Source organism: Rhizobium sp. R635 (assembly GCF_002211285.1).
In the GTDB taxonomy this organism is placed as follows: Bacteria; Pseudomonadota; Alphaproteobacteria; order Rhizobiales; family Rhizobiaceae; genus Rhizobium.
Genome location: NZ_LOKX01000005.1, coordinates 1 through 26,650 on the forward strand (window position 1 = coordinate 1; position 26,650 = coordinate 26,650).

At 62.6% G+C, this 26,650-nt stretch carries 30 protein-coding genes; 20 read left to right on the forward strand and 10 right to left on the reverse strand.

What is annotated here, in order from left to right:
• Positions 1-196, reverse strand: a 196-nt coding sequence (locus tag ATY78_RS28710; protein WP_210191792.1) for a hypothetical protein, incomplete at its 3' end; no start/stop codon positions are given.
• A 62-nt stretch (positions 197-258) separates the two neighbouring features.
• Between ATY78_RS28710 and ATY78_RS05920 the strand changes: the two genes are divergently transcribed.
• A complete protein-coding gene (locus tag ATY78_RS05920) occupies positions 259-726 on the forward strand; it encodes a response regulator (RefSeq protein WP_088681415.1) in 468 nt (155 codons plus the stop codon).
• Between the two features lie 27 nt (positions 727-753).
• Here the strand turns inward: ATY78_RS05920 and ATY78_RS05925 are convergent, their stop codons facing one another.
• Positions 754-1,329 carry a pyridoxamine 5'-phosphate oxidase family protein gene (locus ATY78_RS05925; RefSeq protein WP_088681576.1) on the reverse strand — a complete coding sequence of 192 codons (576 nt, stop codon included), beginning with the start codon at positions 1,327-1,329 and terminating at the stop codon, positions 754-756.
• 13 nt (positions 1,330-1,342) lie between these two features.
• Complete coding sequence (locus ATY78_RS05930; protein ID WP_088681416.1) at positions 1,343-2,047, reverse strand: SDR family oxidoreductase; 705 nt, start codon at positions 2,045-2,047, stop codon at positions 1,343-1,345.
• A gap of 106 nt (positions 2,048-2,153) precedes the next feature.
• Between ATY78_RS05930 and ATY78_RS05935 the strand changes: the two genes are divergently transcribed.
• Positions 2,154-3,044: a LysR substrate-binding domain-containing protein gene (locus ATY78_RS05935; protein WP_088681577.1), complete on the forward strand. Its 891-nt coding sequence runs from the start codon at positions 2,154-2,156 to the stop codon at positions 3,042-3,044.
• Between the two features lie 68 nt (positions 3,045-3,112).
• Entirely contained in the window at positions 3,113-3,232 is a 120-nt protein-coding gene (locus ATY78_RS28790; protein ID WP_245313504.1) for a DUF1868 domain-containing protein, read from the forward strand.
• A 56-nt stretch (positions 3,233-3,288) separates the two neighbouring features.
• Here the strand turns inward: ATY78_RS28790 and ATY78_RS05940 are convergent, their stop codons facing one another.
• The gene (locus ATY78_RS05940) at positions 3,289-4,107 is read right to left on the reverse strand and encodes an oxidoreductase (RefSeq protein WP_088681417.1); all 819 of its coding nucleotides are present in this window, start codon (positions 4,105-4,107) and stop codon (positions 3,289-3,291) included.
• Between the two features lie 102 nt (positions 4,108-4,209).
• On the opposite strand from ATY78_RS05940, the gene ATY78_RS05945 reads away from it, so the two are divergent.
• Positions 4,210-4,815 carry a TetR/AcrR family transcriptional regulator gene (locus tag ATY78_RS05945; RefSeq protein ID WP_088681418.1) on the forward strand — a complete coding sequence of 202 codons (606 nt, stop codon included), beginning with the start codon at positions 4,210-4,212 and terminating at the stop codon, positions 4,813-4,815.
• A 35-nt stretch (positions 4,816-4,850) separates the two neighbouring features.
• On the opposite strand, the gene ATY78_RS05950 is transcribed toward ATY78_RS05945, so the two are convergent.
• Entirely contained in the window at positions 4,851-5,315 is a 465-nt protein-coding gene (locus ATY78_RS05950; protein WP_088681419.1) for a nuclear transport factor 2 family protein, read from the reverse strand.
• 137 nt (positions 5,316-5,452) lie between these two features.
• Between ATY78_RS05950 and ATY78_RS05955 the strand changes: the two genes are divergently transcribed.
• Positions 5,453-5,824 (forward strand): helix-turn-helix domain-containing protein, encoded by a 372-nt coding sequence (locus ATY78_RS05955; RefSeq protein ID WP_088681420.1) that lies wholly within the window; start codon positions 5,453-5,455, stop codon positions 5,822-5,824.
• Between the two features lie 368 nt (positions 5,825-6,192).
• Here ATY78_RS05955 and ATY78_RS05960 read toward each other — a convergent pair whose 3' ends face one another.
• The gene (locus ATY78_RS05960; RefSeq protein ID WP_088681578.1) at positions 6,193-7,161 is read right to left on the reverse strand and encodes a zinc-dependent alcohol dehydrogenase family protein; all 969 of its coding nucleotides are present in this window, start codon (positions 7,159-7,161) and stop codon (positions 6,193-6,195) included.
• A gap of 53 nt (positions 7,162-7,214) precedes the next feature.
• On the opposite strand from ATY78_RS05960, the gene ATY78_RS05965 reads away from it, so the two are divergent.
• The 5 genes from ATY78_RS05965 (at position 7,215) to ATY78_RS05985 (ending at position 12,044) form a co-directional block, all read left to right on the forward strand.
• Positions 7,215-7,631: a thioesterase family protein gene (locus tag ATY78_RS05965; protein ID WP_088681421.1), complete on the forward strand. Its 417-nt coding sequence runs from the start codon at positions 7,215-7,217 to the stop codon at positions 7,629-7,631.
• Between the two features lie 3 nt (positions 7,632-7,634).
• Positions 7,635-9,152: an AMP-binding protein gene (locus tag ATY78_RS05970; protein WP_088681422.1), complete on the forward strand. Its 1,518-nt coding sequence runs from the start codon at positions 7,635-7,637 to the stop codon at positions 9,150-9,152.
• Positions 9,130-10,329, forward strand: a complete 1,200-nt coding sequence (locus ATY78_RS05975; RefSeq protein WP_088681423.1) for a thiolase family protein — start codon at positions 9,130-9,132, stop codon at positions 10,327-10,329. Before ATY78_RS05970 ends, ATY78_RS05975 begins: the two co-directional genes overlap by 23 nt.
• 495 nt (positions 10,330-10,824) lie before the next feature.
• On the forward strand, positions 10,825-11,589 hold the full coding sequence (locus ATY78_RS05980) for an SDR family oxidoreductase (protein ID WP_088681424.1): 765 nt from the start codon (positions 10,825-10,827) through the stop codon (positions 11,587-11,589).
• Positions 11,590-11,630: 41 nt separating this feature from the next.
• Positions 11,631-12,044, forward strand: coding sequence for a cupin domain-containing protein (locus ATY78_RS05985; RefSeq protein ID WP_088681425.1), 414 nt, complete (start codon positions 11,631-11,633; stop codon positions 12,042-12,044).
• 48 nt (positions 12,045-12,092) lie between these two features.
• On the opposite strand, the gene ATY78_RS05990 is transcribed toward ATY78_RS05985, so the two are convergent.
• Both ATY78_RS05990 and ATY78_RS05995 read right to left on the reverse strand, forming a co-directional pair.
• Complete coding sequence (locus ATY78_RS05990) at positions 12,093-13,376, reverse strand: cystathionine gamma-synthase family protein (protein ID WP_088681426.1); 1,284 nt, start codon at positions 13,374-13,376, stop codon at positions 12,093-12,095.
• A gap of 118 nt (positions 13,377-13,494) precedes the next feature.
• Entirely contained in the window at positions 13,495-14,574 is a 1,080-nt protein-coding gene (locus tag ATY78_RS05995; RefSeq protein WP_088681427.1) for a YihY/virulence factor BrkB family protein, read from the reverse strand.
• A gap of 758 nt (positions 14,575-15,332) precedes the next feature.
• On the opposite strand from ATY78_RS05995, the gene ATY78_RS28475 reads away from it, so the two are divergent.
• The 4 genes from ATY78_RS28475 to ATY78_RS06015 all read left to right on the forward strand — a co-directional run bounded on the left by ATY78_RS28475 (position 15,333) and on the right by ATY78_RS06015 (position 18,549).
• Positions 15,333-15,752 carry a hypothetical protein gene (locus ATY78_RS28475; protein ID WP_190237402.1) on the forward strand — a complete coding sequence of 140 codons (420 nt, stop codon included), beginning with the start codon at positions 15,333-15,335 and terminating at the stop codon, positions 15,750-15,752.
• A 141-nt stretch (positions 15,753-15,893) separates the two neighbouring features.
• Positions 15,894-16,454, forward strand: a complete 561-nt coding sequence (locus ATY78_RS06005) for a hypothetical protein (protein ID WP_088681429.1) — start codon at positions 15,894-15,896, stop codon at positions 16,452-16,454.
• Positions 16,455-17,182: 728 nt separating this feature from the next.
• The gene (locus ATY78_RS06010) at positions 17,183-17,614 is read left to right on the forward strand and encodes a GFA family protein (RefSeq protein ID WP_088681430.1); all 432 of its coding nucleotides are present in this window, start codon (positions 17,183-17,185) and stop codon (positions 17,612-17,614) included.
• A gap of 341 nt (positions 17,615-17,955) precedes the next feature.
• Positions 17,956-18,549, forward strand: a complete 594-nt coding sequence (locus ATY78_RS06015; protein ID WP_088681431.1) for a shikimate kinase — start codon at positions 17,956-17,958, stop codon at positions 18,547-18,549.
• A gap of 202 nt (positions 18,550-18,751) precedes the next feature.
• On the opposite strand, the gene ATY78_RS06020 is transcribed toward ATY78_RS06015, so the two are convergent.
• The gene (locus ATY78_RS06020; protein WP_088681432.1) at positions 18,752-19,690 is read right to left on the reverse strand and encodes a sugar kinase; all 939 of its coding nucleotides are present in this window, start codon (positions 19,688-19,690) and stop codon (positions 18,752-18,754) included.
• Positions 19,677-20,711, reverse strand: coding sequence for an SPFH domain-containing protein (locus ATY78_RS06025; protein WP_088681433.1), 1,035 nt, complete (start codon positions 20,709-20,711; stop codon positions 19,677-19,679). Before ATY78_RS06025 ends, ATY78_RS06020 begins: the two co-directional genes overlap by 14 nt.
• A gap of 127 nt (positions 20,712-20,838) precedes the next feature.
• On the opposite strand from ATY78_RS06025, the gene ATY78_RS06030 reads away from it, so the two are divergent.
• The 6 genes from ATY78_RS06030 (at position 20,839) to ATY78_RS06055 (ending at position 26,650) form a co-directional block, all read left to right on the forward strand.
• Positions 20,839-21,534 carry an NUDIX domain-containing protein gene (locus ATY78_RS06030; RefSeq protein ID WP_088681434.1) on the forward strand — a complete coding sequence of 232 codons (696 nt, stop codon included), beginning with the start codon at positions 20,839-20,841 and terminating at the stop codon, positions 21,532-21,534.
• Positions 21,535-21,657: 123 nt separating this feature from the next.
• Positions 21,658-21,978, forward strand: coding sequence for a hypothetical protein (locus tag ATY78_RS06035; RefSeq protein ID WP_088681435.1), 321 nt, complete (start codon positions 21,658-21,660; stop codon positions 21,976-21,978).
• 445 nt (positions 21,979-22,423) lie between these two features.
• Entirely contained in the window at positions 22,424-23,428 is a 1,005-nt protein-coding gene (locus ATY78_RS06040) for a LacI family DNA-binding transcriptional regulator (RefSeq protein WP_088681436.1), read from the forward strand.
• 35 nt (positions 23,429-23,463) lie between these two features.
• Complete coding sequence (locus ATY78_RS06045) at positions 23,464-24,756, forward strand: sugar ABC transporter substrate-binding protein (protein WP_088681437.1); 1,293 nt, start codon at positions 23,464-23,466, stop codon at positions 24,754-24,756.
• A gap of 75 nt (positions 24,757-24,831) precedes the next feature.
• Entirely contained in the window at positions 24,832-25,764 is a 933-nt protein-coding gene (locus ATY78_RS06050; protein WP_088681438.1) for a sugar ABC transporter permease, read from the forward strand.
• Complete coding sequence (locus tag ATY78_RS06055) at positions 25,757-26,650, forward strand: carbohydrate ABC transporter permease (protein ID WP_088681439.1); 894 nt, start codon at positions 25,757-25,759, stop codon at positions 26,648-26,650. Before ATY78_RS06050 ends, ATY78_RS06055 begins: the two co-directional genes overlap by 8 nt.

Sequence of the window (26,650 nt, forward strand, 5' to 3'; positions counted from 1 at the left end):
AAGACGCTATTCTCGTGCCGCACGGTGTTGCCTCTCTTTCGTGTCCGGGATTGTCGCCAAACATCCGAATACGAGTAGAATCAACACCGTGCGCCTTGTCCACCAAATTTAAACCGGACACCAGTGGCACAAGGCCGAGGATGACGTCCAGGTTTTGCAGTCGTTTGTTCGGCAGCCTGGCGATGCCAGAAGGCATATCTTTGATTTGACCGCGCCGCTTGATATCAGTTCGGCATCGCTTTCGACGAAGTTTGGTCCATGACAGATTCCACCGATATCGTGCGCCGCTCGACGATCCTGATCGTCGATGACGAGCCCGCCAATGTTTCGCTCCTGGAGCGCATCCTCAAGCGCGAAGGCTTCACGGCGCTGATCAGCACCACCGAACCGCGCGAGGCCCTGCGGCTCTTCCGCGAGCATCCGGTCGATCTCGTGCTTCTCGACCTGATGATGCCGGATCTCGACGGCTTCGCGCTGTTGGAGACTTTCGCAAGGCTCATCCCCGAGAACAGCTATCTGCCGATCCTGGTTCTGACGGCGGACGCGACCCTGCCGACGCGCCGGCGCGCGCTTTCGCTCGGCGCCAAGGATTTTCTGACCAAGCCCTTCGATGCGGTCGAGGCTGTTTTGCGCATCTTCAACCTGCTCGAAACCCGCATCCTGACGCTGGAACTCGCCAAGCACGGGCTGGCGACGCCGAAATCGGAGCGTCCCCGCATCGATTGATCGAGCCACGCTATCGCTGACGACGGTTCACGGATAGACCCAGCGCCCATGGGAGAAGGCGCCGGTTTCGTCATAGCGGAACAAGGCTCTTCGGTTGTCCTGCTGGCGCAGCTCGAACCAGTCCAGCGTCCGGGCGCGAAAACTCAGCACGCCGAAGCGCGCCTTTCCCTCCGCTTCGTCGTGAGGTTCTGGCAATTCGTCCATGGCTTCGAAGGCGCGCTCGTCTCCCGGCGGCCCGCCGGCATAGGTCATCCGCGTCCGGCCGGGCAGGCTCGCCCAGGCGGTTTCGGCGCGTTCGCTTCCGGGGCCGTGGCGTTCGACCGTGCCCTGAAGCCGAAGCTGCAGCCGGGCCTGCGGGCAGAAGCCGAGCACAGCAACGTGAGGGTTTGCCGAAAGCTCCAGCCATTTCCGGCTTCGTGTATCGGTGTGAAATTCAAGGCAGCGCGTCGCTCTGCCGGCCGCCCGCAGCACGACCATGCGCGCCTGCGGCCTGGCCTCGGCATCGACCGAGCAGAGGTTCACATGGCGAAAACCCGACTGCGGAGCCGCAGCAGCCGTTTCCAGCTCCGCCCATGCCGAGGCATCGATGTCAGCGAGATCCACCGCCACGCCTCGCTCAGACGGAACGGGCAATGCCGCCGTCGACGCGGATGTTCTGGCCGGTGATATATCCCGCACCCTCCGACAGGAGGAAGGCGATGGTGGCGGCGATTTCCTCGCTGGTGCCGTAACGGCCCATCGGAACGCTGTCACGCCGCTCGTCGGTTGCGGGCAGGCTGTCGATCCAGCCGGGCAGGACGTTGTTCATGCGGATGTTCTTCGGCGCATAGGTATCCGCGAAGATCTTGGTGAAGCTCGCCAGTCCCGCCCGGGCGACAGCCGAGGTCGGGAACATCGCAGAGGGTTCGAAGGCCCATGCCGTGGAGATATTGACGATCGCGCCGCCGCCCTGGGCTTCCATGATCGGCGTCACCAGCCGGGTCGGCCGCACCGCACTAAGGAAATAGACCTCCATGCTCTTGTGCCAATCCTCGTCCGAAATTTCGAGGATCGGCGCACGCGGGCCGTGGCCGGCGGAATTGACCAAAGCATCGATCCGGCCCCATCGCTCCATCGCCAGATCGACGAGGCGCTTGACGTCGTCGTTCGACTGGTTCGAGCCGGTGACGCCGACGCCGCCGAGTTCCTTCCCCAGCGCCTCTCCCTTGCCGGAGGAAGAAAGAATCGCGACGCGATAGCCGTCAGCGGCGAGCTTCCGGGCCGCCGCAGCCCCCATGCCGGACCCGCCTGCGGTGATGAGAGCGACTTTTCCTTCAGACATTGAGACCTCCGATAGCTGATTTTGCGCGGCATTATGACAGATGCCGGTGGGACTTTCGCGCGAGAAAGAAAGCTGTCAGACTGTAGAAAATCTACTGGATATGCCGATGACCCAATCCCGCCGCACGCTGCCGCCTCTGAATGCGCTCCGCGCCTTCGAGGCCTCGGGCCGCCGGCTGAATTTCCGCGCCGCCGCCGAGGAACTCGGCGTCACGCAAGGGGCGGTCGCGCAGCAGGTTCGCGCGCTGGAAGAGCAGCTCGGCCTCAGGCTGTTCCAGCGCCTTGCCCGCGGCCTTGCGCTCACTGCCTATGGCACGGCCTATCTGGCGGATGTGACCCGCGCCTTCGATACGCTCGCGGAGGCAACCGGGCGGCTTCTCGACCGGCCGGAAATGGTGACGATCAGCGCCACCCCCACGGTCGCCACCAGGCTGCTGATCCCGCGGCTCGCCGAGCTCTATGCCGCCCTTCCCGATATCGACCTGAGGACGGTCGCGACCGAGGCGCTCGCCGATTTCGACCGCGACCAGGTGGATATCGCAGTGCGCCTCACCCGCCCGCCCTTTCCGGCGAACCTGCAGGCGCAGCTCTTGTTCCGCCAGGAGCTGGTCGCGGTCGCAAGCCCGCATCTCGTCAAGGGCCTGACCTTGCCCTTGAGCATCGAAGAACTTCGCAAACTGCCGCTCTTGCATGACTCGCACGATCACTGGCCGGTATTCTTGCGCACGCGCGAGAAGCTGCCCGGCGCGGCCTTCAACCATACGACCTTGGCGCTGGACGCCGCACTCGCCGGCCAGGGCGTCGTGCTCGCCTGCCGGGCTTTCGTCACGGCCGATCTCGAGGCCGGGCGACTGGTGCGGGTGACGGATGCGACGGCGACCATCGGACCCGACTACTTCCTCGTGCGCAAACGCTCCTCATCACCGCGAAAGGCCGTCGATGCGGTCTGGGACTGGTGTGCGGCGCAGCTGTCGCTGCCTTCGACCGAAACGGCATAACCACCGGCAACACCTTCCGTAAATCCAGGTTCAGCATCGCGTGTTCGACTGACCGCTCGCGGCCAGAGTTGCGCGTCCAGCCATCGGCTGGCGCTCATCCCGCCTATCCCACCGGCGTCCATACCAAATTCAATCTCGACGGCAGCGTGCGGGCCTTTCCCGGCAATACGATCATCTGCCATCTCTGACGGGGCCGGCGTGAGCCGGCCCCGTCACCCGCATCTTAAGGATCTTCGCCTGCCGTTCAGACCATCGACGTGATGATGCGATCGAACATCCGGTCGCTGAGCCAGCGGCGCAGCCACAAGACCGGACCTGCCATGTATCCGGTATGATACCGGGTCTTCGGCCTGGCTGCGGTGATGGCTTTCAGAATGGTGGCCGCCACGACGGCGGGGTCCGACAGCCGTGAGCCGGAATAGATTTCATGCATGCTGGCCGCGGCATTATTGGCCGCCTTGGCATAGGCGCCGCCGCCTGACGTCTTCCTCAGATTGTCGGCGGCGATATGTCCCCATTCCGTTTTGACGCCGCCCGGCTCGACGATGACGACGTCTATCCCGAAGGCTTTGGTTTCCAGGCGAAGCGTATCCGACCAACCTTCGAGCGCGTGCTTCGTCGCGTGATACCAGCCGCCGAACGGCGTGTAGATCTTGCCGCCGATCGAGGTGATGTTGACGATTTTTCCGAACTTGTTCTCGCGCATTTTCGGCAGGACGAGTTGCGTCAGCCGGGCAAGCCCGAAGAGGTTCACCTCGAACTGCCGGCGGCCCTCGTCGACCGGGACATCTTCGATCGCCCCGTAGGAGCCGTAGCCGGCATTGTTGATGAGAATATCGATCGAGCCGCATTCCGCGACGATCCGTTCGACCGCCGCTACGATCTCCTCGTCCTTGGTGAGATCCAGTGGGACGGCGACGGCGCCGCGCTGCACGAGATCCTGCATCTGCTCGACGCGGCGTGCGGCCACGTAGACCCGGTAGCCCTGCTGCAGCAGTTTCCGGGTCGTGGCATTGCCGATGCCCGACGAGGCACCGGTGATCAAAGCGGTTTTTTTCGTCATCGCAGTTCTTTGCATCCTATTTTGAACAGTGTTAAGATGCGTATATAGACGTCAATTTGAACGCTGTATAGATGTGGTGCGAAAAAATTATGGAGCGCTTGAGTGTCTGAAAAGCGGGGCTATCATCACGGGGAATTGAGGAAGGCGCTGATCACCGCCACCGACGATATCCTGAGAGAAAACGGCATAGAGGGGTTTTCATTGCGCGATGCGGCGAGACGCGCCGGCGTTTCGCCGGGAGCGCCCGCGCACCATTTCGGCAGCGCATCGGGCCTGCTGACCGAAGTTGCGATCCTGGGCTACGAGGAACTGGCCCGCTATCTCGGTGAGGCAGTGGATGACGGAACGCCGGCCGGAAGGATGCGCTCGCTGGCCGCGGCCTATGTCGCCTTCGCGCTCGACCATCCCGGCCGCTTCCGGCTGATGTTCCGCAAGGATCTCGTCAACCGCACGAACCCCGTTTACGAAGAAACGAGCAAACGGGCTCTTTGGCCTTTCGCCGAAGCCGTCGCGCGGGTCAACGGCACGACTTTGGAGGCATTATTGGAAGCGCGGAACCTCGCCCCGATCTTTGCCGCCTGGTCCACCGCCCACGGCATCGCCTATCTCGCCCTGGAAGACAAGATGCACTTCGCACTCCAGGGCAACTACGATGAGGACTTCCGCAAAAGGCTGTTGCCGGAAATATTGAAAGCCCAGTGGGCGTAAATCATGGGGCCGGCCGGAAGCCGGCCCCGTCGACTTCAGAACATGGTGTTCTTGTTGGCGGCCTCTTTCGGAACGGGCTGGATCACGTCCCAGTGCTCGACGATCTTTCCGTCTTTGACGCGGAAGATATCGACGATGGCCTCGCCGCGGTCGTCCGCGCCGTTCGTCGCATGCACATGCAGCCAGACGAGATCGCCATCGGCAGCACTGCGGACGATCTCCGCCTTCGATTGCGCATTGTCCTTGAAGAAGCCGGTGAAGAAGGAAATGAGCGGCTGCTTGCCATCGGGAACCTGCGGGTTGTGCTGCCGGTAATCCTCCGCGATGACCGAGGCGGCCGCAATATCGTGCTTGTTGAAGAACTTGTCGTAAAATTCCACCACCAGCCTGCGGTTGGCTTCCTCGACCTTCAAGTCGCGGGCGGCCGTTTCAGCGAAAGCGCCTGACGGCGCGGCGATGCCTGCCAGAATGGCGAGTGCGAAAAGCGATTGAAATCTCATGCATCAAGCTCCTTGGTATGGATCAGCGATCTAGTCTAGAAAGCAGACTATGAGAGCTGGTCTATGAAACCTCGCCTTGCCCGGCAAGAAGGCAGGTTTTGGTGGCAAGGTCAGCCTGCGATGACCAAGGAGAGGACATGCCTGGAGAAACGGACGAGCCGAAACAACAGCCCGGAGCCGGCTGTCCGATCAGAGGCGTGCTCGATCGCATCGGCGATCAATGGAGCCTGCTCACCCTCGAAGCCCTTGAGAACGAGAAGAAGCGCTTCAACGAGTTGCTGCGCGAGATCGGCGACATTTCCAAACAGATGCTCTCCAAGACATTGCGCCATCTGGAACAGGACGGCTTCATCAGGCGTACGGTCTATCCCGAGGTTCCGCCGCGGGTGGAATATGAGCTGACGGAGATGGGGCGTTCGTTCCTGATCCCGATGAAGGCGCTGATTGGTTGGGCGGAACGGAATCATCCGGTCATCATCCGGTCGCGGCAGCGGCATGAGACGGGTTAGGTTTTAAGCCGCCAATAGCTCAATGCTTGCCACCTGATCGAGATTTGGGATCGGTTAGTTGCCTTTCGCTTGCGCTCAGCGAAGCCAAGCAATGAAGGATGTGCCGTGTAGCCCCCTCATCTGCCTGCCGGCATCTTCTCCCCGCTGGGGAGAAGGAGACTCGTGTGAGCGCCTCGCTCCATCTGAGACGTTTGCGGTAGGTATGACCACCGTGCGGCTTGGTCCCTTCTCCCCAGCGGGGAGAAGATGCCGGCAGGCAGATGAGGGGGCCACACGGCACAGCCCTTATTGCCCTTCGCAGGAAACGTAAGCGAAGGGCAATAATTAGGGTCGCAAACCTCTCTTCACTCATCCCAAGACGCCCTCAATCACCCCAGCAGCACCTTGCCCCCCGTGCGGAAGGGCAAGGCGGCGCGTAGCGCCTCGCCGATCTTTTCCAGCGGAAACACCTCCCGCACCTCGGTCGCGATGACCTTGCCCGCGATCTGCGCAGCCACCTGAGAGTAGGCGCGCTGGACGTCGCCCATCGCTTCGGAATGAACCCATTCGCGCAGGTGGCAGAAGGAAAAAACAATATCGGAATGCGACGCCCAGAAAGACGGCGGGATGCTCTCTCCCGACAGCAGGCCGTAATGCAGGAAGTGCCCGCCGGGCCTCAGCGCATCGGCAAGCACCGAGGCGCGCGCGCCGCCGACGCAGTCGAGCACCGCGTCGAGCCCGTGCCGGCCGGCAAGGCCGGCGGCGAGATCGCCCTCCGCTTTGTCGACGATGACGGCCTCCAGCCGGCCATGCAGGCGCGCGAGGGATCCTTCGCTGCGGACGATTGCGATCGGTTCCACGCCGACGGCGTTCGCCATGCCGATCAGGATCGATCCGATCGAGGAGGCGGCGGCATTGATGGCGATGCGCATGCCGGGCCTCAGCCCGATCTTGTGGTGCAGCATCAGCCAGGCGGTCATCGGGTTGACGTAGCTGGTCGCGGCCTCGAAATCCGAAAGCGCGTCGGGAACGCGAAGGCACCACGCGGGATCGGTATCCTTGAATTCCTGCCACCCGCCGGCGCTGCGCACCGGCAGCACGCGGGTTCCCGGCACAAGTCCGTGCACCTCTTCGCCGCAGGCCTCGACCACGCCGAAGGCTTCGAAGCCGGGGATGAAGGGCAGGGTGGTGCGGCCGGCATAGGCGCCCGATATGGTGATGATATCGGAGGGATTGATCGAGCGCGCCAGCAGGCGGACGCGAACATGATCGCGCCTGAGCGGCGAAAGTTCGGCGCGTTCGATCCCGACGACCTCTTCGGCCGGCCCGAATTTTCGCACCACCGCCTGATATTGCATTTGCATCCCCCACACAGTCGGTTAGAACACGCCGTCGAAATTTCGGTGATCGAATGAGCGTTGACGACAGGCCTTTAGCATCGTTCCGGGTCTCGATGCGAGACATCGACATCTATGGTCATGTCCACAACTCGGTTTATCTCGATTATTGCGAGGATGCGGTCGTCGAGTTCCTGCGCCACCGCGAGATCCTCAGCCACTTCCGCCACACCACCTCGGGCGTTGCCTATCACGTCAAGAAGGCGGAGATCACCTTTCACAGCCCGATCGACGTCGACGATATCGTCGAGGCGAAGGTCAGGGTCGAGAAGATCGGGCGGTCGAGCCTTTCCTTTACGATCGAGCTCTATCGCCAGCGCGACGGCGCCCATTGCGCCTCGGGCGGCCTCGTCTGGGTCTGCGTCGGCCTCTCCGACAGCCGCCCGACGCCGATCCCCGAGGCGACCAGAGCCGCCTTGTCGCAGGGCTGAGCCATGCCGATCCACGCGGAGCTTCTTCGACACGCCACGCAGAGACCGGAGAAACCGGCGGTCGTGATCGATGGCCGCTCCTTGAGCTACGGCGAACTCCATTCCCGCGCAGGCGCGATCTACCGGTTCATCCAGGCGCTTCCGCGCTCGAACGGCCGTCCATTCGATCTGCCCCGCGTCGAGAAGCTCGTGGCGGTCAGCCTCGGCAATCACATCGGCTTTGCCGAGTATTTCGTCGCCACCACCGCGCTGGCGAATGCCTGCGCGGTCATCGATCCGATGATGCCGGAAGCGAGGATCGAGCGTATCGTCCAGCGGCTGGCGCCCGACATGCTCGTCGTCGACGACGATGCGAGCCCGAGCGCCGAAATCGGCCGCAGGCTCGGCGTCCCTGTCATCGTCGCCGGAGCGGAACCCTTCGACCTCACGGCGACGGGGGATGATATGCCCGTCGATGCCGAGGGGATCTTCCTGATCGGTTTTACCTCGGGCACGACAGCCGAGCCGAAGGCCTATTATCGCTCGCGAGAGCAGTGGCGCCGCAGCCTCGACCGGGGACGCCTCGTTTTCGAACTCCAGGACGCGCCCTCGACCCTGTGCCCGGGAGCGCTGGCGCATGGCCTGGCGCTTTACGCGCTGGTCGAGGCGCTCGATGCCGGCGCAACCTTCCATTCGGTCGGGAAATGGGATGCCGGCGCGGTCGCGCAGATTCTGTCTTCCGGCATCGAGCGGCTGGTTGCCGTGCCGACCCACATCGCGGGCATCGCCCGGGCATGGGCGGGCGCGCCGATGGCGTCCTTACGCGACGTGCTGACCGCCGGCGCCAAGCTGAACCTCAATGAGGTCGAATCCATGCGCCGCCTTTTTCCGCAGGCGCGCATCCGGGAATATTACGGCGCCTCCGAGATCGGTTTCATGACCGTCTCGACGCTTGCCGGCGGCGCGACGGATTTTCCGATCGACCGAGTCGGGCAGGCCTATCCCGGCGTCGAAATCTCCATCCGCGACCCTGAGGAAAACGATGTCGGCGCCGATGTGCCCGGCACCATTTTCGTCAACAGCGACCTGATCGCCGACGGCTATCTCTGGGGCGACGACGGCCAGGCGTTCCGGGTCACTCCGGCGGGTGCCACGGTTGGCGATCTCGGCGAGATCGATGAAAACGGCATGCTGCGGGTGATCGGCCGGGCGGGCGGCATGATGATATCAGGCGGCAACAACGTCTATCCCGCCGAGGTCGAGAGCGCGCTGAAAACCTGCCCCGGCGTCGAAGACGCCGTCGTCTTCGGGCTGCCGGATGCCTATTACGGCCAAAGGATCGTCGCCGTCGTCTCCGGCGAGGCAACGGATGCGAAAATGCTCGCAGACCATTGCGCGGGCAGGCTTGCAAGGTTCAAGATCCCCAGGCAGTTCCACCATATCGGCGCCTGGCCGATGACGAGCAGCGGCAAGATCGCACGCGGGCAGGTGGAGGCATCGGTGATTTCGGGAGACGGTCTTGTCCTACGCCTATCAGCCTGACGAGGATTGGCAGCCGGTCGTGGTCGCCGCCTACCGCACGCCAATCGGCCGCGCCTTCGGCTCGCTTTCGACGGTTGCGGCCGAAGACCTGCTTGCCCCGATCATCCGCCGGATCGTCGCGGAAACGGGCGTCGCGCCCGACGCTATCGACGACGTGCTGGTCGGCAATGCCGCCGGCGGCGGCGGCAATATCGGCCGGCTGGCGGCGCTCCATGCGGGCCTGCCCATGGCCGTTCCCGGTATCGCCATCGATCGGCAATGCGGCTCCGGGCTGGAAGCGATCATCCTGGCCGCCCGGCTGATCCAGGCGAAGGCGGGAACCTGTTTCCTCGCTGGCGGCGTCGAGAGCGTCAGCACCGCGCCATGGCGCGTGGAAAGGCCGAAAGCCAATGGCGCCGTGCCGCGCTTTTACGGACGCGCGCGCTTCTCCCCCGAAACGATCGGCGATCCCGAGATGGGCGTCGCCGCCGAAAATGTCGCGCGCCAATTCGGCATATCGCGCCAGCGGCAGGATGAATTCGCCCTGCGCAGCCACCGGCTCGCCGTCGCAGCCGCCGAAGCAGGCCGCTTCCGGCCGGAGATCGTCGAGATCGCCACCGACAACGGCATAGTGGAGCGGGACGAATGCCCTCGCCCCACGACCTCGATTGAAGCGCTGGCAAACCTGAAGCCCGTCTTCCAGGCCGACGGCTCGGTAACGGCGGGCAATGCCTGCCCGCTGAATGACGGCGCCTGCCTGGTGCTGGTGATGAGCCGTGGCATGGCAAAGAGCATGGGCATCGAAAAAGGCCTCGCCTTCATCGACAGCGCCGCCGCCGGCGTCGATCCCAACCTGCTCGGCATCGGCCCGGTCGCCTCGACGGATAAGCTCCTGCGGCGCCAGCCCGGCCTCTCGCTCTCCGAGATCGACGCCATCGAATTCAACGAGGCTTTCGCCGCCCAGGTTCTGGCCTCGCTCGATCAGATCGGCATCTCCGCCGACGCGGTCAACAAGGATGGCGGCGCCCTGGCCCTCGGCCATCCCTTCGGCGCTTCGGGCGCAATTCTCATTAGCCGGCTATATAGTCAACTGATGCGCAGGGACAGCTGGACGCCCTGCGCGACCGGCCTCGCCATGATCGGCATCGGCGGCGGCATCGGGCTGACGGCGCTGTTCGAGGCGGTTAGGCTTTCCTGATAGAAAGGCAACTCTGACCGGTTCGCCCCAGGCAAAACCCCTCCCCAACCCCTCCCCACAAGGGGGAGGGACTACGCTGCGGCCCCCGCCGCGACCAAAGGCAGAGCCTCTGCTGGCTGTACCGTTCAACGGATTGCTACGATTAAGGGTTACGCGAAACGGTGCGGCGCGTTAGCCCCTCCCCCTTGTGGGGAGGGGTTGGGGAGGGGTCTTTCTCCTTGGCTCGGCCCCGCGACACGAGCATCCCCCTCCACCTCCGCAAGCTCCTTCGATCGCAGGACTAGCCGCCCTACTGCCTTGGCATAGGTCGACAGCGACCGAGAGAGAATGGTTCAAGCCCGCGATCCGGCGCATTCTACTGGCGATCGGTTCCGGCCGATGAAGCCGCCTGGCCTCGTGAGGCGCGCGGTTTCGGCACTTCGAGCAGTTCGCTCGCCATCATTTCAGCAAAGGCAGATCAACAGAGGACATTCCTCGTAAACAAGGGAGATTACCATGAAGATCGTCGTCATCGGCGGCACCGGGCTCATCGGCTCGAAGACCGTAGAGAGATTGCGCAAGAAGGGGCATGACGTTCTGGCGGCTTCGCCGAATTCGGGCGTCGATACGATCACCGGCAAGGGTGTCGCCGAAGCGCTTGCGGGCGCCGAGGTGGTGATCGACCTCGCCAACTCGCCTTCCTTCGAGGACAAGGCCGTTCTCGAATTCTTCCAGACCTCGGGCCGCAACCTGCTCAAGGCCGGGGCTGCGGCCGGCGTGAAGCATCACATGGCGCTGTCGATCGTCGGCATGGAGCGGCTGCAGGGCAGCGGTTACATGCGCGCCAAGATGGCCCAGGAACAACTGATCAAGGGCTCCGGCATTCCCTACACCATCGTCCACTCCACCCAGTTTCATGAGTTCATGGCCGGCATCGCCCAGTCCAACACGGTCGGCCAGACCGTGCATCTGTCGCCGGCCTATTTGCAGCCGATCGCCTCGGACGATGTCGCAGACGTCATGGCCGACGTAGCGCTCGCGGCACCCGTGAACGGCACGATCGAGATCGGCGGTCCGGAAAAGATCCGCCTGACCGATATCGTCACACGTCTCTTCAAGGCGACGCGCGATCCGCGTCAGGTGACGGCCGATCCGCACGCCCGCTATTTCGGCGTCGAGCTCGACGACACCTCGCTCGTCACCGGCGCCAATGCGCGGCTCGGCAAGATCCGCTTCGACGACTGGCTGAGCCAGCAGCCGCCCCAGAAGAAGAGCGCCTGATAGCGCGTGTCGAACCATTCTATCATCCGAGGAGACCAGACATGCTCAGGAAAATGATCTCGGCGGCGGCCTTCGCCTTCGTCCTTGCCGCCGGCACCCCGGTTCACGCCGGAGGCGAAAAAGCCAAAGTAACAGTCGTTTTCGACCAGAAGCTTCCCAACGTTCCCGGCAAGAGCATGAAGGGCGTGCTGGTGGAATATCAGCCCGGCGGCATGTCGCCCGGCCATACCCATCCGGATTCGGCCTTCATCTATGCCACCGTTCTCGAAGGTTCGATCCGCAGCGCGGTGAACGACGGCCCGGTGAAAACTTACAAAGCTGGGGAAAGCTTCGCCGAACTTCCCGGCGATCATCACAGCGTCAGCGCAAATGCCAGCGACACCGAGCCGGCGAAACTGCTTGCTGTTTTCGTGCTCGATACGAACGAGACGGAACTGACGATCGACGACAAATGACGTCATGGCCGATGCCCGGCGCCGCCGGGCATCGGTTGCGCTGCCCGGTCAAACCGCCTGCAGCGCCAGTTCCAGATCGGCGATGAGATCATCCGGATGCTCGATGCCGATCGACAGGCGGATCGTCGATTCCAGCACGCCGATGCGCTGCCTGACATCGGCGGGCACGCCGGAATGCGTCATGGCGGCGGGGTGGCTCGCGAGCGACTCCGTGCCGCCGAGGCTGACGGCGAGCTTGAAAACCTGCAGCGCATTCAGGAATTTGAAGGAGGCCGGCTGGCCGCCGCGGATATCGAAAGAGAAAGTCGAGCCGGCGCCGCTGCATTGCGCGGCGAAGGTGCGGCCCGAGGGCGAGTCCGGATCGTGGTAGGGGAGATAGTGGACCGTCTCGACCTTCGGGTGATCGCGCAGAAAATCGGCGACGGCGCGCGCATTGCTGTTCGCCCGCTCCATGCGCAGCTGCAGCGTTTCCAGCGACCGGCCGAGCATCCAGCAGGAATGCGGATCAAGCTGCGTGCCGATCGCGCCGCGGAGCGCCTTCACCTGCTTGATGACGGCCTTGCGCCCGAGGACGGCGCCGGCGATGAGATCGGAATGGCCGCCGACATATTTGGTCAGCGAATAGAGCGAGATATCGGCGCCATGCTCGATCGGCCGCTGGAAAACCGGCCCGAGCAGCGTATTGTCGCAGACGACGACCGGCACATGCCCCTGCCTTGCGCCGATCGCATCGGCCACGCGCCGGATCATCGCGACGTCGACCAGGCTGTTGGTCGGGTTGGCCGGCGTCTCGATCAGGATGACGGAAACGCGGCCCTTGCCGAGCGCCTCATCCGCCGCCTTCTGCACCGATGCCTCGCTGACGCCATCGGCAAAGCCGACCGCGGCGACGCCGAAATTGAGGAAGGTCTTTGCCAGCAGGGTTTCGGTGCCACCATAAAGCGGCTGCGAATGCAGGATCGCATCCCCCGGCCGAACGAAGGCGAAGAGCGTGGTGGCGATCGCCGCCATGCCTGAGGAAAACAGCGCGCCGCTTTCCGTCCGCTCATAGACGGCGAGTCTGTCTTCGACGATCTCGCTGTTCGGATGATTGAAGCGCGAATAGACGAGGCCGGCGCCCTTGCCCGCCGGCGGCTCCCGCCGGCCGGAGACATAATCGAAGAAATCGCGCCCGTCCTCGGCGGAATTGAAGACGAAGGTGGAGGTCAGGAACACCGGCGGCTTGACCGCCCCTTCCGAAAGCTCGGGATCGTAGCCGTAGTTCAGCATCTGCGTTTCGGGATGCAGCGCATGATTGCCGATATGGGTTTTGGAAGGATGCGGGGCGGTCATGATCGTCTCCTCTGTCGAACCTGCCGAAGGATAGGATACATCAATTCGGGGAGCAGTCATCGAGACTGCTCGATTGAAGAGTGGAGCATGATGTCTTCCGAAAACCATGCTCGGATGCTCAGCTCACCGTTTCGCCCAGAGTATCCGCGACATAGGCACCGCGCGCGCCCATCGGCAGCGGATGGCCCGTCGTCGTGTCCCGCGCCGTCTGGTGCTCCAGCTCGGCATTCAGCTCCGCGCCGACGATGAGAATGACGACGGAAAGCCAGATCCAGATGAGGAAACCGATCAGCGCGCCGAGCGTGCCGTAGGTCGCGTTGTAATTGGCGAAATGCTCGAGATAGAAGGAGAAGCCGAGCGACATGGCGGCCCAGGCGAGCGCGGTCAGCCCCGCGCCCCATGTCATCCACCGGATTCTGGCGGGCTCGCGGCTCGGGCCGAAGCGATAGACCAGGGTCACCGCCACCGCGACGACGAAGAGAAGCAGCGGCCATCTCAGGAGAAGCGCCATGTGCTCCTTGAACTGGTCGAGCCAGAGATAGGAGAGCACGACGGGCATCACGCCGACGAGCGCCACCATGACGACCGCGAAGACCATTGCGCAGAGCGTGAAGCAGAGGCCGATCAGGTTCAGCCGCACCAGGCTGCGCTTCTCTCTCTCCTCATAGGCGACGTTCATCGCATCGAAGATCGCCAGCGTGCCGCTATGCGTGCTCCACAGCGCAATGCCGAGACCGACGAAGAAGGTGATGCCGAGCGCGCTGTCGCGCTTTTCCACAAGCGCCGTGATCTGGTCGGCAAGAAGATCGAAGGCCCCGGGCGGCAGGAGCACGGCGAGCTCCCGAAGATGCTCGGAGATGGTGACGGGATCGGCCACCAGGCCATAGAGCGAGACCAGGGCCGCCAGCGCCGGAAACAGCGCCAGGAGCAGATAGAAGGTCACTCCAGCGGCAATGAGAGTGACCCGGTCGTCGAGGACCTCATGGAAGACGCGCCAGAACACATCGCGAAGGCCGCTCATCGGAATGGCCTCCGGCGTCGCCGCGCTGCGCCCATGATCGTCACCCGACCAGCCGGCCGCAGCAGGCGGAGCAAGAGACCCGCGCTGCCTTGCCTGCACCAGCACGAACGCGCCGACCGCAGCCACGATCATCGCGGCAGCGAGCGGATATCTCTTGAGGTGGAGCCCATCAGCCATTACCCTATCCTCTGATTTGCTTCGGGGATAACGCCGGGTGCGGCTAAAGGATGCAAGCTGTTGCTTTCCTGCGGAAATCCGGGGCAGGGGAGGGGAGTGGCGGCCGCCAAAGGCGCGTTTGAGCGAAGATCCCGCGCCAGCTTCGCGACCTACAAGCCACTGATTTTATTAAAACTGATTTCCACTACGGAAGTGAAATGAGACTTTAGTTTCGTTAGTGCGATACTGATGATTTCTCACATGTCCGCCGGGAGCGGCGATTTTGCGGCCCCGGAAACGGCGAATTGACACGCCGAAGACCTGAATTCCGCCTGCCACCATCCAAATGCGGAGCCTGTCAGGCAGCGGCGACCAGCAATCCGCAGCGTAAAGACGCCACATCATATGCCCCATAAATAATAGCGCCAGCGGCAATCGGCAACAATAGCCGCGGCCGTTATCCCGGGAAAAGATGACTTCACAGTGCCGGCTTCCGACGCCAGCCATCGAAGCATGCGCGATTTCCGCCACGCTCTCTCGGCCACCCCCAATGCGCGTCACCTCTGCCGCCAACACCCAAGCGGCGGCCCGCAGCTTGGGTACCGATACGCGAGCTATCCGGCATTGGCCGCCGTGGGCCTCCTGCGTGCCCGGATAACCTGTTCGATTTCGCCATCGTATCGGTCATCGGGAAATTCGATATTCCAGACGAGACGGCGCAACGGCTCCCGCGCGATGTTTCGATACCCAAGCTCCTCCAAACGAAGCAGAAGCAGCAGATGATCGCTCTCGACGACCAGCCGGGCAAAGGCGACAAGCTGATGCAGCGCCGGACGCATGGCGGCATAGGATTTGAAGCCGAACGACGCGGCAATCGCCTCATCGAGATGCGACGATTTGATGTGAGGATATTGGCTCCGCAGAGCCTTCTTCAGAGCGGCGATATTCGCAGGCGAAAACCTGATGGATGGGTTCAGCATATGACGATCCAATGTCCCTGGCCGAAGTCCGCCGATTACGCTTCGACCTTGATGAACATGGTCGTCGAGAAACTCCACACGCCCTTCAACCCGGCAGCAGGTTCGGATGGGCTTCCAGGCTGGGACATTAACCTGCGGACGCTTTCTGCTCAAGATATGGATCGACTGGGAAGGCAGATTGCTGACTCCAACTGCCCATCACCTCACGAATTAGGATAGTCGTCCGTTGTCCGCGGACAACGGAGCAGTCGCTTTCGAGATCCGTTGGATCGTGCCGGGTCATGCCGCTGCCAAGTGAAGGCTCTGGTTTTGGGTAGGAGCACACTTGCCATCAAGCCGACATGAGGGCAGTTTCGCTTCATGGATCTCGCTGCCCTCGTCTCTCGCACACGCAATCTCTATGTCGCTCAGTTTCGCAGCTTCGCTCAAAAACAACTGGCGAACTGCGTTCAGGGAGCAACCGAAATAAAGTTGCGACTGAGCGAGGAGAGCAAGCTGTTCGATCGACTCTATTGCGTGGACTTCATCAGGAATGATGGCGCGCCTAAAATCGTGGAACTCCAGCCGGAGGACATCATGACTTTTGATGCCGTCACAGGCGCACTCGGCAGTTCGTCATTTTCGATCGAGCACCTGCAATGGGACGACGTAGTGATCCGGCATAACCTCGAGCGGCAGCCATATGACGATCTCTCCAGTTGGTTTCGATTGTGGTTCGATCCGAAGGATGAACGGCACGACCCGAGCGCGGATTTATCCGGCACAATCCATTCGATGCTGCTTGAGCCAAGCTGCATCAGCATCGATTTCGGCACCGCTCCTCCAAACGCCTTTTGGGAGATCCTGCTATTGCTTGAAGCGGCTGGAGCGACGCGAATGGAAATCAGCAACTCACGAGCCGAAGCGGATAGGCTCGTTTGATCTTCTCCTGATCGAAGGCCGCATGGCGAGCCTCGCTCGCGCAGCGCCATTGAGTTGCGGCACATCCACGGACCGGTCGACAAGCGCATCTTGGCACGTTGTCCGCGGACAACGCCGCGCCCGCGGCAGCATCTGTACGATATCGACACAGCCTACGGCTTGAATTCGCCGCATTGCGACACTACCTCGTGACGAGCCGAAGCGCCGCCCCTCCTGGCTGCTTTGGCCCGATAGACAGCACTTCTCCTCCCATGCTGTCGGTCACTATCGAAGCCCGGCGCCCTCTCCCCCGCCGGGCTTCTTTCACTCTGACGCCGCGCACCCGCATCGCCTTTCGAGGCCCTGATGGCACCTCAGACCGCGGCATCCTCCAACTTCCCTCATCCTGAGGCGCGGAGGCCAAAGGCCGGAGCCTCGAAAGACCCGCCGCAACATCGCTCCTTGCATCCATCAGCACCGGAGCACCCGCCCCGCCCTTTGAGGCCCCTGCCGGGGCACTTCAGGGTGAGGCTCTCGTGAGCACCGCGGCATCCTCCAATGCCGCTGATGCTGAGGTGCGCCGCCGCAGGCAGAGCCTCGAAGTACTCGCCACGACGCTCCGCCTTGCACCCACCCGGCACAAGGCGCATCCATGCCCTTCGAAGGCCTCTTGAGTGCCGGCGCGATATCCTCCAACACTTCTCATCAAAGGCAACGAACCAAATCAGCAAAAGCAACAGAGGTGACAGATGAATAGACTTGCGCAATGCCATTGCGGATCACTCCGCGCAAAGACGTCAGGCGATCCGCTCATGGTGAGCATCTGCCACTGCCGCGATTGCCAGCGCCGAACCGGCGCGGTGGCGGGCAGCGGCGCGATCTTCGCGAAGACGGAGGTGACGATCGAAGGAGAGTGGAAGGTGTTCGAGCGTGACGCCGCGCAGGCGCGCAAGGTTCGATTTCATTTCTGCCCGGACTGCGGCACGTCTCTCTACTGGGAAGGCGATTTCAACCCGGACCTCTGCATCATCGCCGTCGGTGCTTTCGCAGACCCGGCATTTCCGCCGCCCCTGGTTTCCGTCTACGAGGAATCGAGACATGATTGGTTTCAGCTGCCGGATGGGATGAAGCATGCGCAACGCGGATTGGTTTCACCAGCGGCCGCGGCCGGTAATGAGTAGCAATCCGGAGACGCGATCGAGTTCCTCGACAAGGGCAGAACGGAAGAAGCGCCCACACAGGCTCACGTCAGCTATGGCCGCCACGCTGCAGAATGGCAAAAGGAACGGTTCAAGCATCACCTTCGCACCTGTACACGGGTAATCCAGCCATTGGCTCACCATTGGCGCCCGCAAGAGGTGGCGGAAGCAAATCTCAATATCACTTCCGCAATGGAAACCGTCCAAACAAAATCAATGTGTTATTTTCCCGCGCCGCAAATCGAGAAGACAGCCGCCCATCGGCTGCTTGACGCTACCGGCGCATTTGACGATACCTTTGCCGGAGAATTGTGACTGGGCCGATGAGCGAACAAGTCCTGACCCTTGCCGAAAGCCTCAAAGACAGGGCGCGCGCTGCGCTGGGTCGGCGCAATCTTGTCCTTGTCGGGCTGATGGGGGTCGGCAAATCCTCGATCGGCCGGCCTGTCGCACGGCAGCTCGGCATTCCCTTCGTCGATAGCGATGCCGAGATCGAGCGTGTTTCGTGCATGACGATCACCGAACTCTTTGCCTGTTATGGCGAACTGGAGTTCCGGGCGCTGGAAACGCGTGTCGTCAAGCGTCTCCTCGAGGGCGGCCCGCGTGTCGTTTCGACGGGCGGCGGCGCCTTCATCGATGAGAGCACGCGCCAGCATGTCAAGCGCAGCAGCCTTTCCGTCTGGCTGAAGGCCGATCTCGACTTGCTGTGGGGCCGGGTCAGCAGACATGGCGAACGACCTCTGCTCAAGACCGAAAATCCGAAACAGACCCTCGAGAACCTGATGAATGCGCGCTATCCGATTTACGAGGAAGCCGATCTCACGGTTCTCTCCCGCGACGTGGGCAAGGACATCATGGTCAAGGAAATCCTGACCGCCATCGCGGAGAGAGAGACAGCGGAAGGCAAAATGCCGTGAGGGCATGTCGCCCTGATCGCTCGTGCCGGGCCTGAAAATGTCTGCCGGCTGCAAGGTTGCAAGGGCTCGCAGGTCGCGCCAAAGAGGGCAGCGCGCTTTTGCGATGCTGGAAGGAGAAAGGCTTCTCGCAGCCGGCGATCTTGGTTCGCTCCAGGGCAACGGTGTCGTTACCCTGCCATAACCATCCGATCCTCAGCGCCCCTCACACCACCAGCATCCCCTGCCGCTCGGCCAGCGTCACCTCCGCGCGTGTCCCGGCGTTGAACTCCAGAAAATCCGCCTCGATGCCGTCGCTGAAGATGACGCCGTGTTCCGGCATTTCGGAGACGATCGTCAGCGGCTGGCCCTCTGAGACCAGACCGGCGACGATGGTGGTGCCGGTGGTGCGGCTCGGGAAGGGTTCGCGTACGAAGTAGCGCAGATAATCCGCATCCCAGGCGAAGGACATGTCGATCTCCCGGTCGGCGGGTTCGAGACCGAGCGCGCTCGCGGCCCCAAGCCAACCGGAATAGAGGCTCTTCAGCCAGCCGGTCGAGCCCATGCCTGTCGAGACGATGATGCCGCTGGAAGACTGGCGCTCCTCGCGCTCTTCGGCCTGCAGGATATAGCGCGCCGAAACATGGCTTTTCGGGCCGATGAAGAGGTCGTTGACCGCGTGGATGACGGCGCCGGTGTTGAGCGTCGCCTTGGCCATGCTGACATGTTTGATCGGCCGCTTGTTTTTCAGCGCCTCGCCGATCACTTTCGGAAGGCTCTTCGGGTTGAAGGGTAGCAGCAGGCCGTCCCAGCGCTTGGGATCGGGGTTGACGCCGAGGACCGGCTGGCCGTCGAGATATTTGAGCGTGTTGGCGACCAGCCCGTCCTGGCCGAGCACGACGACGACATCGTCGGGGCCGAAGACGAAGCTCGCGAGGTAGCGGCGGTCGAGGCGCTGGACGCGGGCGACGGCGCGCAGGCTCGCCTCCACCTCGGCAATGGCCGTTTCGTATCGCCTCTTCTCGGCGAGGTAATCGCTGAAATCGGCGCCGAGATGTTCGACATAGAACTGCGCCTGCTGCACCGTGTTGTAGCGGGCGATGAGTTCGTCGAGCCGGGTCGGCCTGACGACCAGGATGATCTTGCGTTCGTCAGAGGCCGGCACGGTCCTTGCCCTCCTGCGGCTGCAAGATCTCCCGGAGAAGATCGGGCGAGACGTTCAGCTGGCCGATCTTCGTCGCATTGTCGGCGAGGTCGCGGAAGGCGAGCGCCATGAGCTGGCCCGGCTGCATGCCGACCGAGGCGAGCGCCTGCAGCACTTTCGGATCGGCCTGCTCGAAGGATTTCATCATCGCGGTCATCGCATAGGCCTGGGCGTCGGCCTCGGCCCGCGCATTGGTCGCCGCCAGCGTCACCAGGTCGCGGTTCTGCTCTTCGAGCGCGATCTTGCCGGCCATTTCTTCCCGCCGGATCTGCAGTTGGCGTTCCTGCACGGCACGTTCGGCCTCCATCTGGGCTTCGCGCACCTGCCGTCTCTTGTTCTCCAGGGTGATCTCGGTGGCGATCTCGTTTTCCTGGATCGTCCGCTCCTGCTCGATCGCCGCGTTGCGGCGGCTGTAGATGGCTTCGTCGGCCTGGCGCAGCAGCGCTTCGCGGGCATGTGCTTCCAGCGCCTTGGCGGTTTCAGCCTTCGGCATGACGGCGAGCAGCGACAGGCCGAGGATTTCGAGGCCGAGCGCCTCGATCGTCGGATGCACCTTGAGCGCCTCGGCCACGCCGGCGACGAGCGCCTCGCCCGAAGCCAGAACCTCCTTCAGCGACAGCGTCTGCACCTCCGCGCGCATCGCCACCTGGACGCGGTCGATCACCCGGGTCGAAAGCTTCTGCGGATCTTCCGAGACATAGTGGCCCCGGCGGTCGAGCGTGAAATTCAAAAGTGCCGCCGTGCGGCGCGGCTCGGCGATGCGGTAGGTGATCTGCCCCTGCACCGTCACTTCCTGGAAGTCCGATGTCACCAGAGGAAAGATGAAAGGATCGTTGACGCTGGCGGTCGGCACGAGCACGAGGGAGCTCGAAGGCGAAAAATGCCAGAAGGCAAGACCGGCGCCCTCACGCATGGCTTTGCCGTTTTGGTATTGGATGACGTATTGCGTGGGTTCCGTCTTGATGAAGCGCAGTCCGAACATGTCCGTTTCCCTGTTGCTGGCGCGAGCCCTCGCTCGTGTCGAAACGGAGAAAACACGACTTAGTGATAAATGTCAACTAACTTAGTTGAAGATTTACACTAAGACGAGTGCGTGTTATCTTCCCACCATGACCACACACGACAACGACGCCTTCAAACCGATCGCGACCGTCGATCTCGCGATCTTCTCGCTGTCGCCGGAAGGGCTCGCCGTGCTTCTCGTCCGGCGGGCGGCCGCGCCCTTTTCCCGCGAATGGGCCTTGCCCGGCGGCTGGATCCACATTGACGAGGATGCGGATCTGGAAGCTGCGGCGCGGCGGGTGCTGAAGGAAAAGACCGGCGTCGAAACACCCTATCTCGAACAGCTGCAAACGACGGGAAGCCGCGATCGAGACCCGCGGGGCTGGAGCATCAGCATCGTCTATATCGCGCTGCTTTCGGCCGATGACGTCGCCAAACGGCAGGACGCGATAGCTGGGGACGCCGAATGGCGGGCGATCGAGGGCGAGGGCGTCGGTTTTTCCATCGCCTTCGACCATGCGCTGCTTCTGAAGGAAGCGCTCGGCCGCATCCGAAGCAAGGTCGAATATACGAACCTGCCCGGCCATCTGCTGCCTGTCCGTTTCACATTGAGCGAGCTGCAATCGGTCTATGAGAACCTTCTCGGCCGCAAGCTCGACAAATCGGCCTTTCGCAAACGCATGGCCGAAGCCGATTTCCTGGAGCCGGTCGAGGGCGAAATGCGCCGGGCGAGCAACCGGCCCGCCCAGATGTTTCGCTTGAAGGACGCCCAATCCCTGGTGCTCTTCGACCGGAGGATCTGAGCCGCTCCCCGCCTTTGCTCCGCTCGTTCCCTTGCTTTTGTCAGCGCCGGCACCGGAACAATGATCTGCCGTCGAGGTTGTGCTTGAGCCAACCACGCAAAGATCTCCAAGGAGGACATCAGAATGCGTATGAAACTCGTAGCAGCTTCGCTTTTCGCCCTCGGCATGGCCACGTCGGCTTTCGCCCAGTCCAATCCGGCTCCGGCCGGCGCCACGATCGATAAGAACGCGGCCGATCAGGGCGGCGGCGCCACGACCGACACCAAGACCAAGAAGCCGATGGCGATGGATACCACCACGACAGGCTCCACGACAGGCGGCACGATGAAGATGGACAAGACCAAGTGCCCCAACCCGGTCAACAACTCCGACAATCTCCAGACCCAGGGCGGCACGAGCAACGCCACCCCGATGGACGAAGCCTGCGCAGCGCATAATAACTGATTGGCTTGCTCCCTCTCCTCCCCAGCGGGGGTCCGAAGGACGGGTTGAGACCCGTGGCTCAACCCAGGCAAAGGTGGCCCGAAGGGTCGGATGAGGGGGCCACACGGCAGAACATTTGTTGTTGTTGTGCTGCGTGAAAGCAAGGCAATGAAGGCTGTGCTGTGTGGCCCCCTCATCCGCCTGCCGGCACCTTCTCCCCGCTGGGGAGAAGGGAGTATGCCGCAATGTCTTCGCTCATAACTTAACCCACCTTCCCACAGCTTCCCCTCCCGAACCTCTACGAGGAAGGCAGGCCGGAGGAACTGATCGAGCAGGGCGGCCTCTTCGCCAGACCGGCGGTTTCATTCCCGAAGAGATCGACCGAGCTGAGCCAGGAAGCCAACCGCTTGACTCAGGAAAAGAGGATTGGTACCGATATGGGTAATCGATAACCCAAAGCGAACCCATGACCGCCTCACTCAACGACATCGCCGCCCGCGCAGGCGTTTCCGTCAAGACCGTGTCCGGCGCCTTGCATGGCGGCTCGGCGCGCATGTCGGAGGAAACCCGGCAGCGGATCAAGGAGATTGCCGAGGAGCTTGGCTATGTCACCAATTTCGCGGCCCGCAGCATGCGGCAGGGTTGGATGCCGCTCGTCGGGCTCGTCGCGGACGACCTGATCACGTCGCCGTTCGCCACGGAAATCATCAGGGGGCTCGACGGCGCCGTGCGTGCGGCTGACATGGCCGTGTTCGCCATGACGCTCGGCGGCCATCGCAGCGTGGCTTCGATCCTCGATGAGATGCGGCGCTTTCGCCCGCGCGCGATTGCCTATGCCGCGATGTATCACAAGAGCATCGACCTGCCGCCCGAATTTGCCGACACCGTGGGCGTCATGATCAATTGCCGGGATGCCAACGACCGGGTGACGTCGCTGGTGCCGGACGAGACGGGAGCGGCGGCCGAGATTACGGCCTATCTCATCGAGGCCGGCCGTCGCAATATCGCCTTCATCAACCTGCCGGGGATTCTCGCCGGGGAACTGCGCGAACTCGGTTTTCGCCAGGCGCTCGATCAAGCTGGCATCGATGGGGCAGGGGCCGTCGTCTTGCCCGCCGTCAGCAAGGCCATCTACAGCGACCGCGCCCACAGCCTTGTCCCTCAGCATGTGCATGATCTCATGACCGGTCCGCGACGTCCCGATGCCATTCTGTGCGGCAACGATCGCGTGGCGATGGAGGTGTATGCCGCCCTGCGCCGCTCGGGCGCTGTTATTCCCGATGATGTCGCCGTCGCGAGCTTCGACAATCAGGTCGAGATCGCCTCGCGTCTCGATCCGCCGCTGACCACGATGGCGCTTCCGCATCGCGCCATGGGCCGCCAGGCCGCGCATATCCTGCTTGCCGAAGACCGGCCCCCGGTCGGAGTGCAGAAACTGCCGTTCCAGCTGGTGGAGCGGGCATCCGTATAATTTGAGCAGACCCATTCAATTGAGGAGGAATTCTAATGGGTAATCGTTTACTTCTATCTCTGGTCCTATCTTCTGCACTGACCGCCACATGGGCTGACGCAGCCGAAAAGACCGCGATCCAGGTCATGCATCAGGGCGATCCCGGTTTCGTCGCCGCCTATGGCAAGGTCGCCGAGCGCTTCGAGGCCGCCAATCCCGATGTCGATATCCAGTTCATCTATGCGCCGCACGATGCCTATAACGAGAAGTTCAGCGCGGCCGTGATGGCCAAGCAACTGCCCGACGTCATGGAACTCGATGCGCCGTTCCTCGCCAATTACGTCTGGTCGGGATATCTTCAGCCGATCAAGCCGCTGATCGACAAGGATCTCCTCGACGACATGACGGAGTCCAACATCGCTCAGGGCACATACCCGATCGACAAGGATCTCTATGCGATCGGACTGACGGACTCTTCCGTCGTTCTTTACGGCAACAAGAAATATCTCGAAGCGATCGGCGCCCGCATCCCGAAATCCGTCGACGATGCCTGGACGCGGGAAGAGTTCGAAAGCTACCTCGAAAAGCTTTCGAAGCTCGACGGCGTGAAATGGCCGATCGACACCTTCCGCGGCTACGGCATCAAGACCGAATGGATCACCTATGCCTATGGGCCGATCCTGCAATCGGCAGGCTGCGACCTGATCGACCGCAAGGCCTGGAAATCCGAGGGCACGCTCGACAGCGACGCCTGCGTCGATGCTCTCGCCATGATGCAGAAATGGGTCAAGAACGGCTGGGTCGTGCCGCAGTCGGCCGGCACCAACCAGTTCTACGCCGAAGGCAATCCGGCGGCACTGGCGCTCGGCGGGCACTGGGTCTATGCGGAAGCCGTAGCGACCATGAAGGACAACATCGTCGTCCTGCCGCTGCCCAAGTTCGGCGCAAAGGGCGCAAGCCCCGACGGCACCTGGATCTGGGCGATCACCAAGACCTCGAAGCATCCCGATATCGCGGCCAAGTTCATCAGCTTCCTGCTGAAGGACAAGGAGTTCCGCGCGTATGTCGCAAGCCAGTCCGGCTATCCCGGCTTGAAGAGCTTCGCTGCCGAATCTCCGCTCTATGCAAACGGCGGCCCGATGGCGATCGCCTTCGAGCAGGCGTCGAAGACAGCCGTCGCGCGCCCGCCGCACCCGGCCTATCCCACGATCACCTCCGCCTTCATGCAGGCCGTCGACGAGGTGTTCAATGGCGGCGATCCCAAGGAGGCGCTCACAACAGCCGCCCAAAAGATCGACGAGGATATCGAGGACAACGACGGATATCCGCCGTTCGGTGATCAGCAATAACCGCTATCGCTGCCCTGCGAGGTCTTCGCCGGATATCGCAGGGCGGAAGCGGCAGGCTTGGAGAGGAGGATCTGCATGGTCATGCAACAATCGACATCTTCGACGTCGGTCGGAAAGACGCGCCGGCATGACAGGGGACGCCTGATGCAGGAGGCGGCGATGCTCGCGCCGGCCGTGATCCTGTTGACCGTCTTTCTGATCCTGCCGTTCCTCCTGTCCTTCTGGACGGCGATGACCAACCAGCCTCTGGTGCCGCGGCCGACGCCGGTCCGGTTCGTCTGGTTCAACAATTTCATCCGCATCTTCCAGGACGATCTTTTCTGGACCGCGCTCTGGAACGTCTCGCGCTTCACCTTCTGGATCATTCCAGCCCAATGCGGCCTGGCTTTCGCAACGGCCCTGCTGCTGCATCAGAAGCTGCCGTTCCGCAATCTGCTGCGCGGCATGTTCTTCCTGCCGGCGATCACGTCGATGGTCGTGGTCTGCGTCATCTGGGGCACCCTCTTCCAATATCCCACGGGACCGTTCAACCAGATCCTCGGCTTCATTTCCGGCGGCGCGATCCAGCCGATCGATTGGCTCGGCGATCCCGAATGGGCGATGTTCTCGCTCGTCCTGCTCTCGGCCTGGCAGGCCTATGGCTTCCAGATGATCGTCTATCTCGCCGGCCTTCAGGGCATTCCGGACGAACTCTACGATGCCGCCAAGATCGACGGCGCGAATGCTTTCCGGCGCTTCTGGCACGTCACCATGCCCGGCCTTCGGCCGACCCATGTCTTCGTGCTCGTCATCACCACCATCCAGGCGTTCAAGCTCTATACCCAGGTCGCCATCCTCACGCAGGGCGGGCCGAAGAGCAGCACCGAAACGGTGGTGCATTACATGGTCCGCGCCGGCTTCGAGGAGCAGAAGATGGGCTATGCCTCGGCCGTCTCCGTCATCCTGTTCGTCATCGTTCTCATCATCGCGCTGATCCAGCGCCAGCTCCTGAGGCGCTTCGATGTCTGATATCGCTCTCTCGATCCCAGAGGCTCGCGCAGCGCGGCCGCGCTCCGCCGCAAGGGTTCTGCGCACCATCCAGACGATCTCTATCTTCATCATCGCCCTGGTGATCGTCTCCCCATTGCTGCTCCTCGTCGTGGCGAGCCTCAAGGACGACCGGTTCCAGATCCTCGCCGACATGGGCAGCTTCCGGGCCTTCTGGGTTTCGAACCCGACGCTCTCCAACTATGCGGAGGTCGGCCACCTCTCGGGCGAACTCGCCTTCGGCCGTTACCTCATCAACTCGCTGCTCATCCTGGTCACGACTGTCTGCTCCGGCCTGATCGTCAATTCGATGGCCGGCTTCGTCCTGGCCTGGGGCTCGCTCCGGGGCCGGGCGGTCATCCTGTCGGTGGTGATCGCGCTCTATGTGATCCCGCAGGAAAGCATCATCATGCCCCTCGTGATCATGGTTTCCAGGGCGGGAATGTCCGACACCTTCGCGGTGCAGATCGTGCCCTGGGTCGCGAGCCCTCTCTATATCTTCCTGTTCTACCAGTTCTTCACGCAGCTGCCGAAGGAACTGCTGGAAGCCGCCGAGATGGACGGCGCCTCCTTCTTCCGGGCCTATCGCTCCATTTTCCTGCCGCTCAGCCTGCCCGCGCTTGCCACCGTCTCGATCCTGATGGGCATCGAGACCTGGAACCAGTATCTCTGGCCGATCCTGGTCACGCAGACGGATTATGCCCGGCCGATCGCCGTCGCCATCGCGACCTTCTTCGGGCAGGACAGCATCTATTGGGATCGCGCGATGGCCGCCTCCGTTTTGATGATGATCCCGATCCTGGGGCTCTACCTCGCATTCCAGCGCTGGTTCGTGAGTTCCTTTATCGGCTCTGCCGTGAAAGGTTGA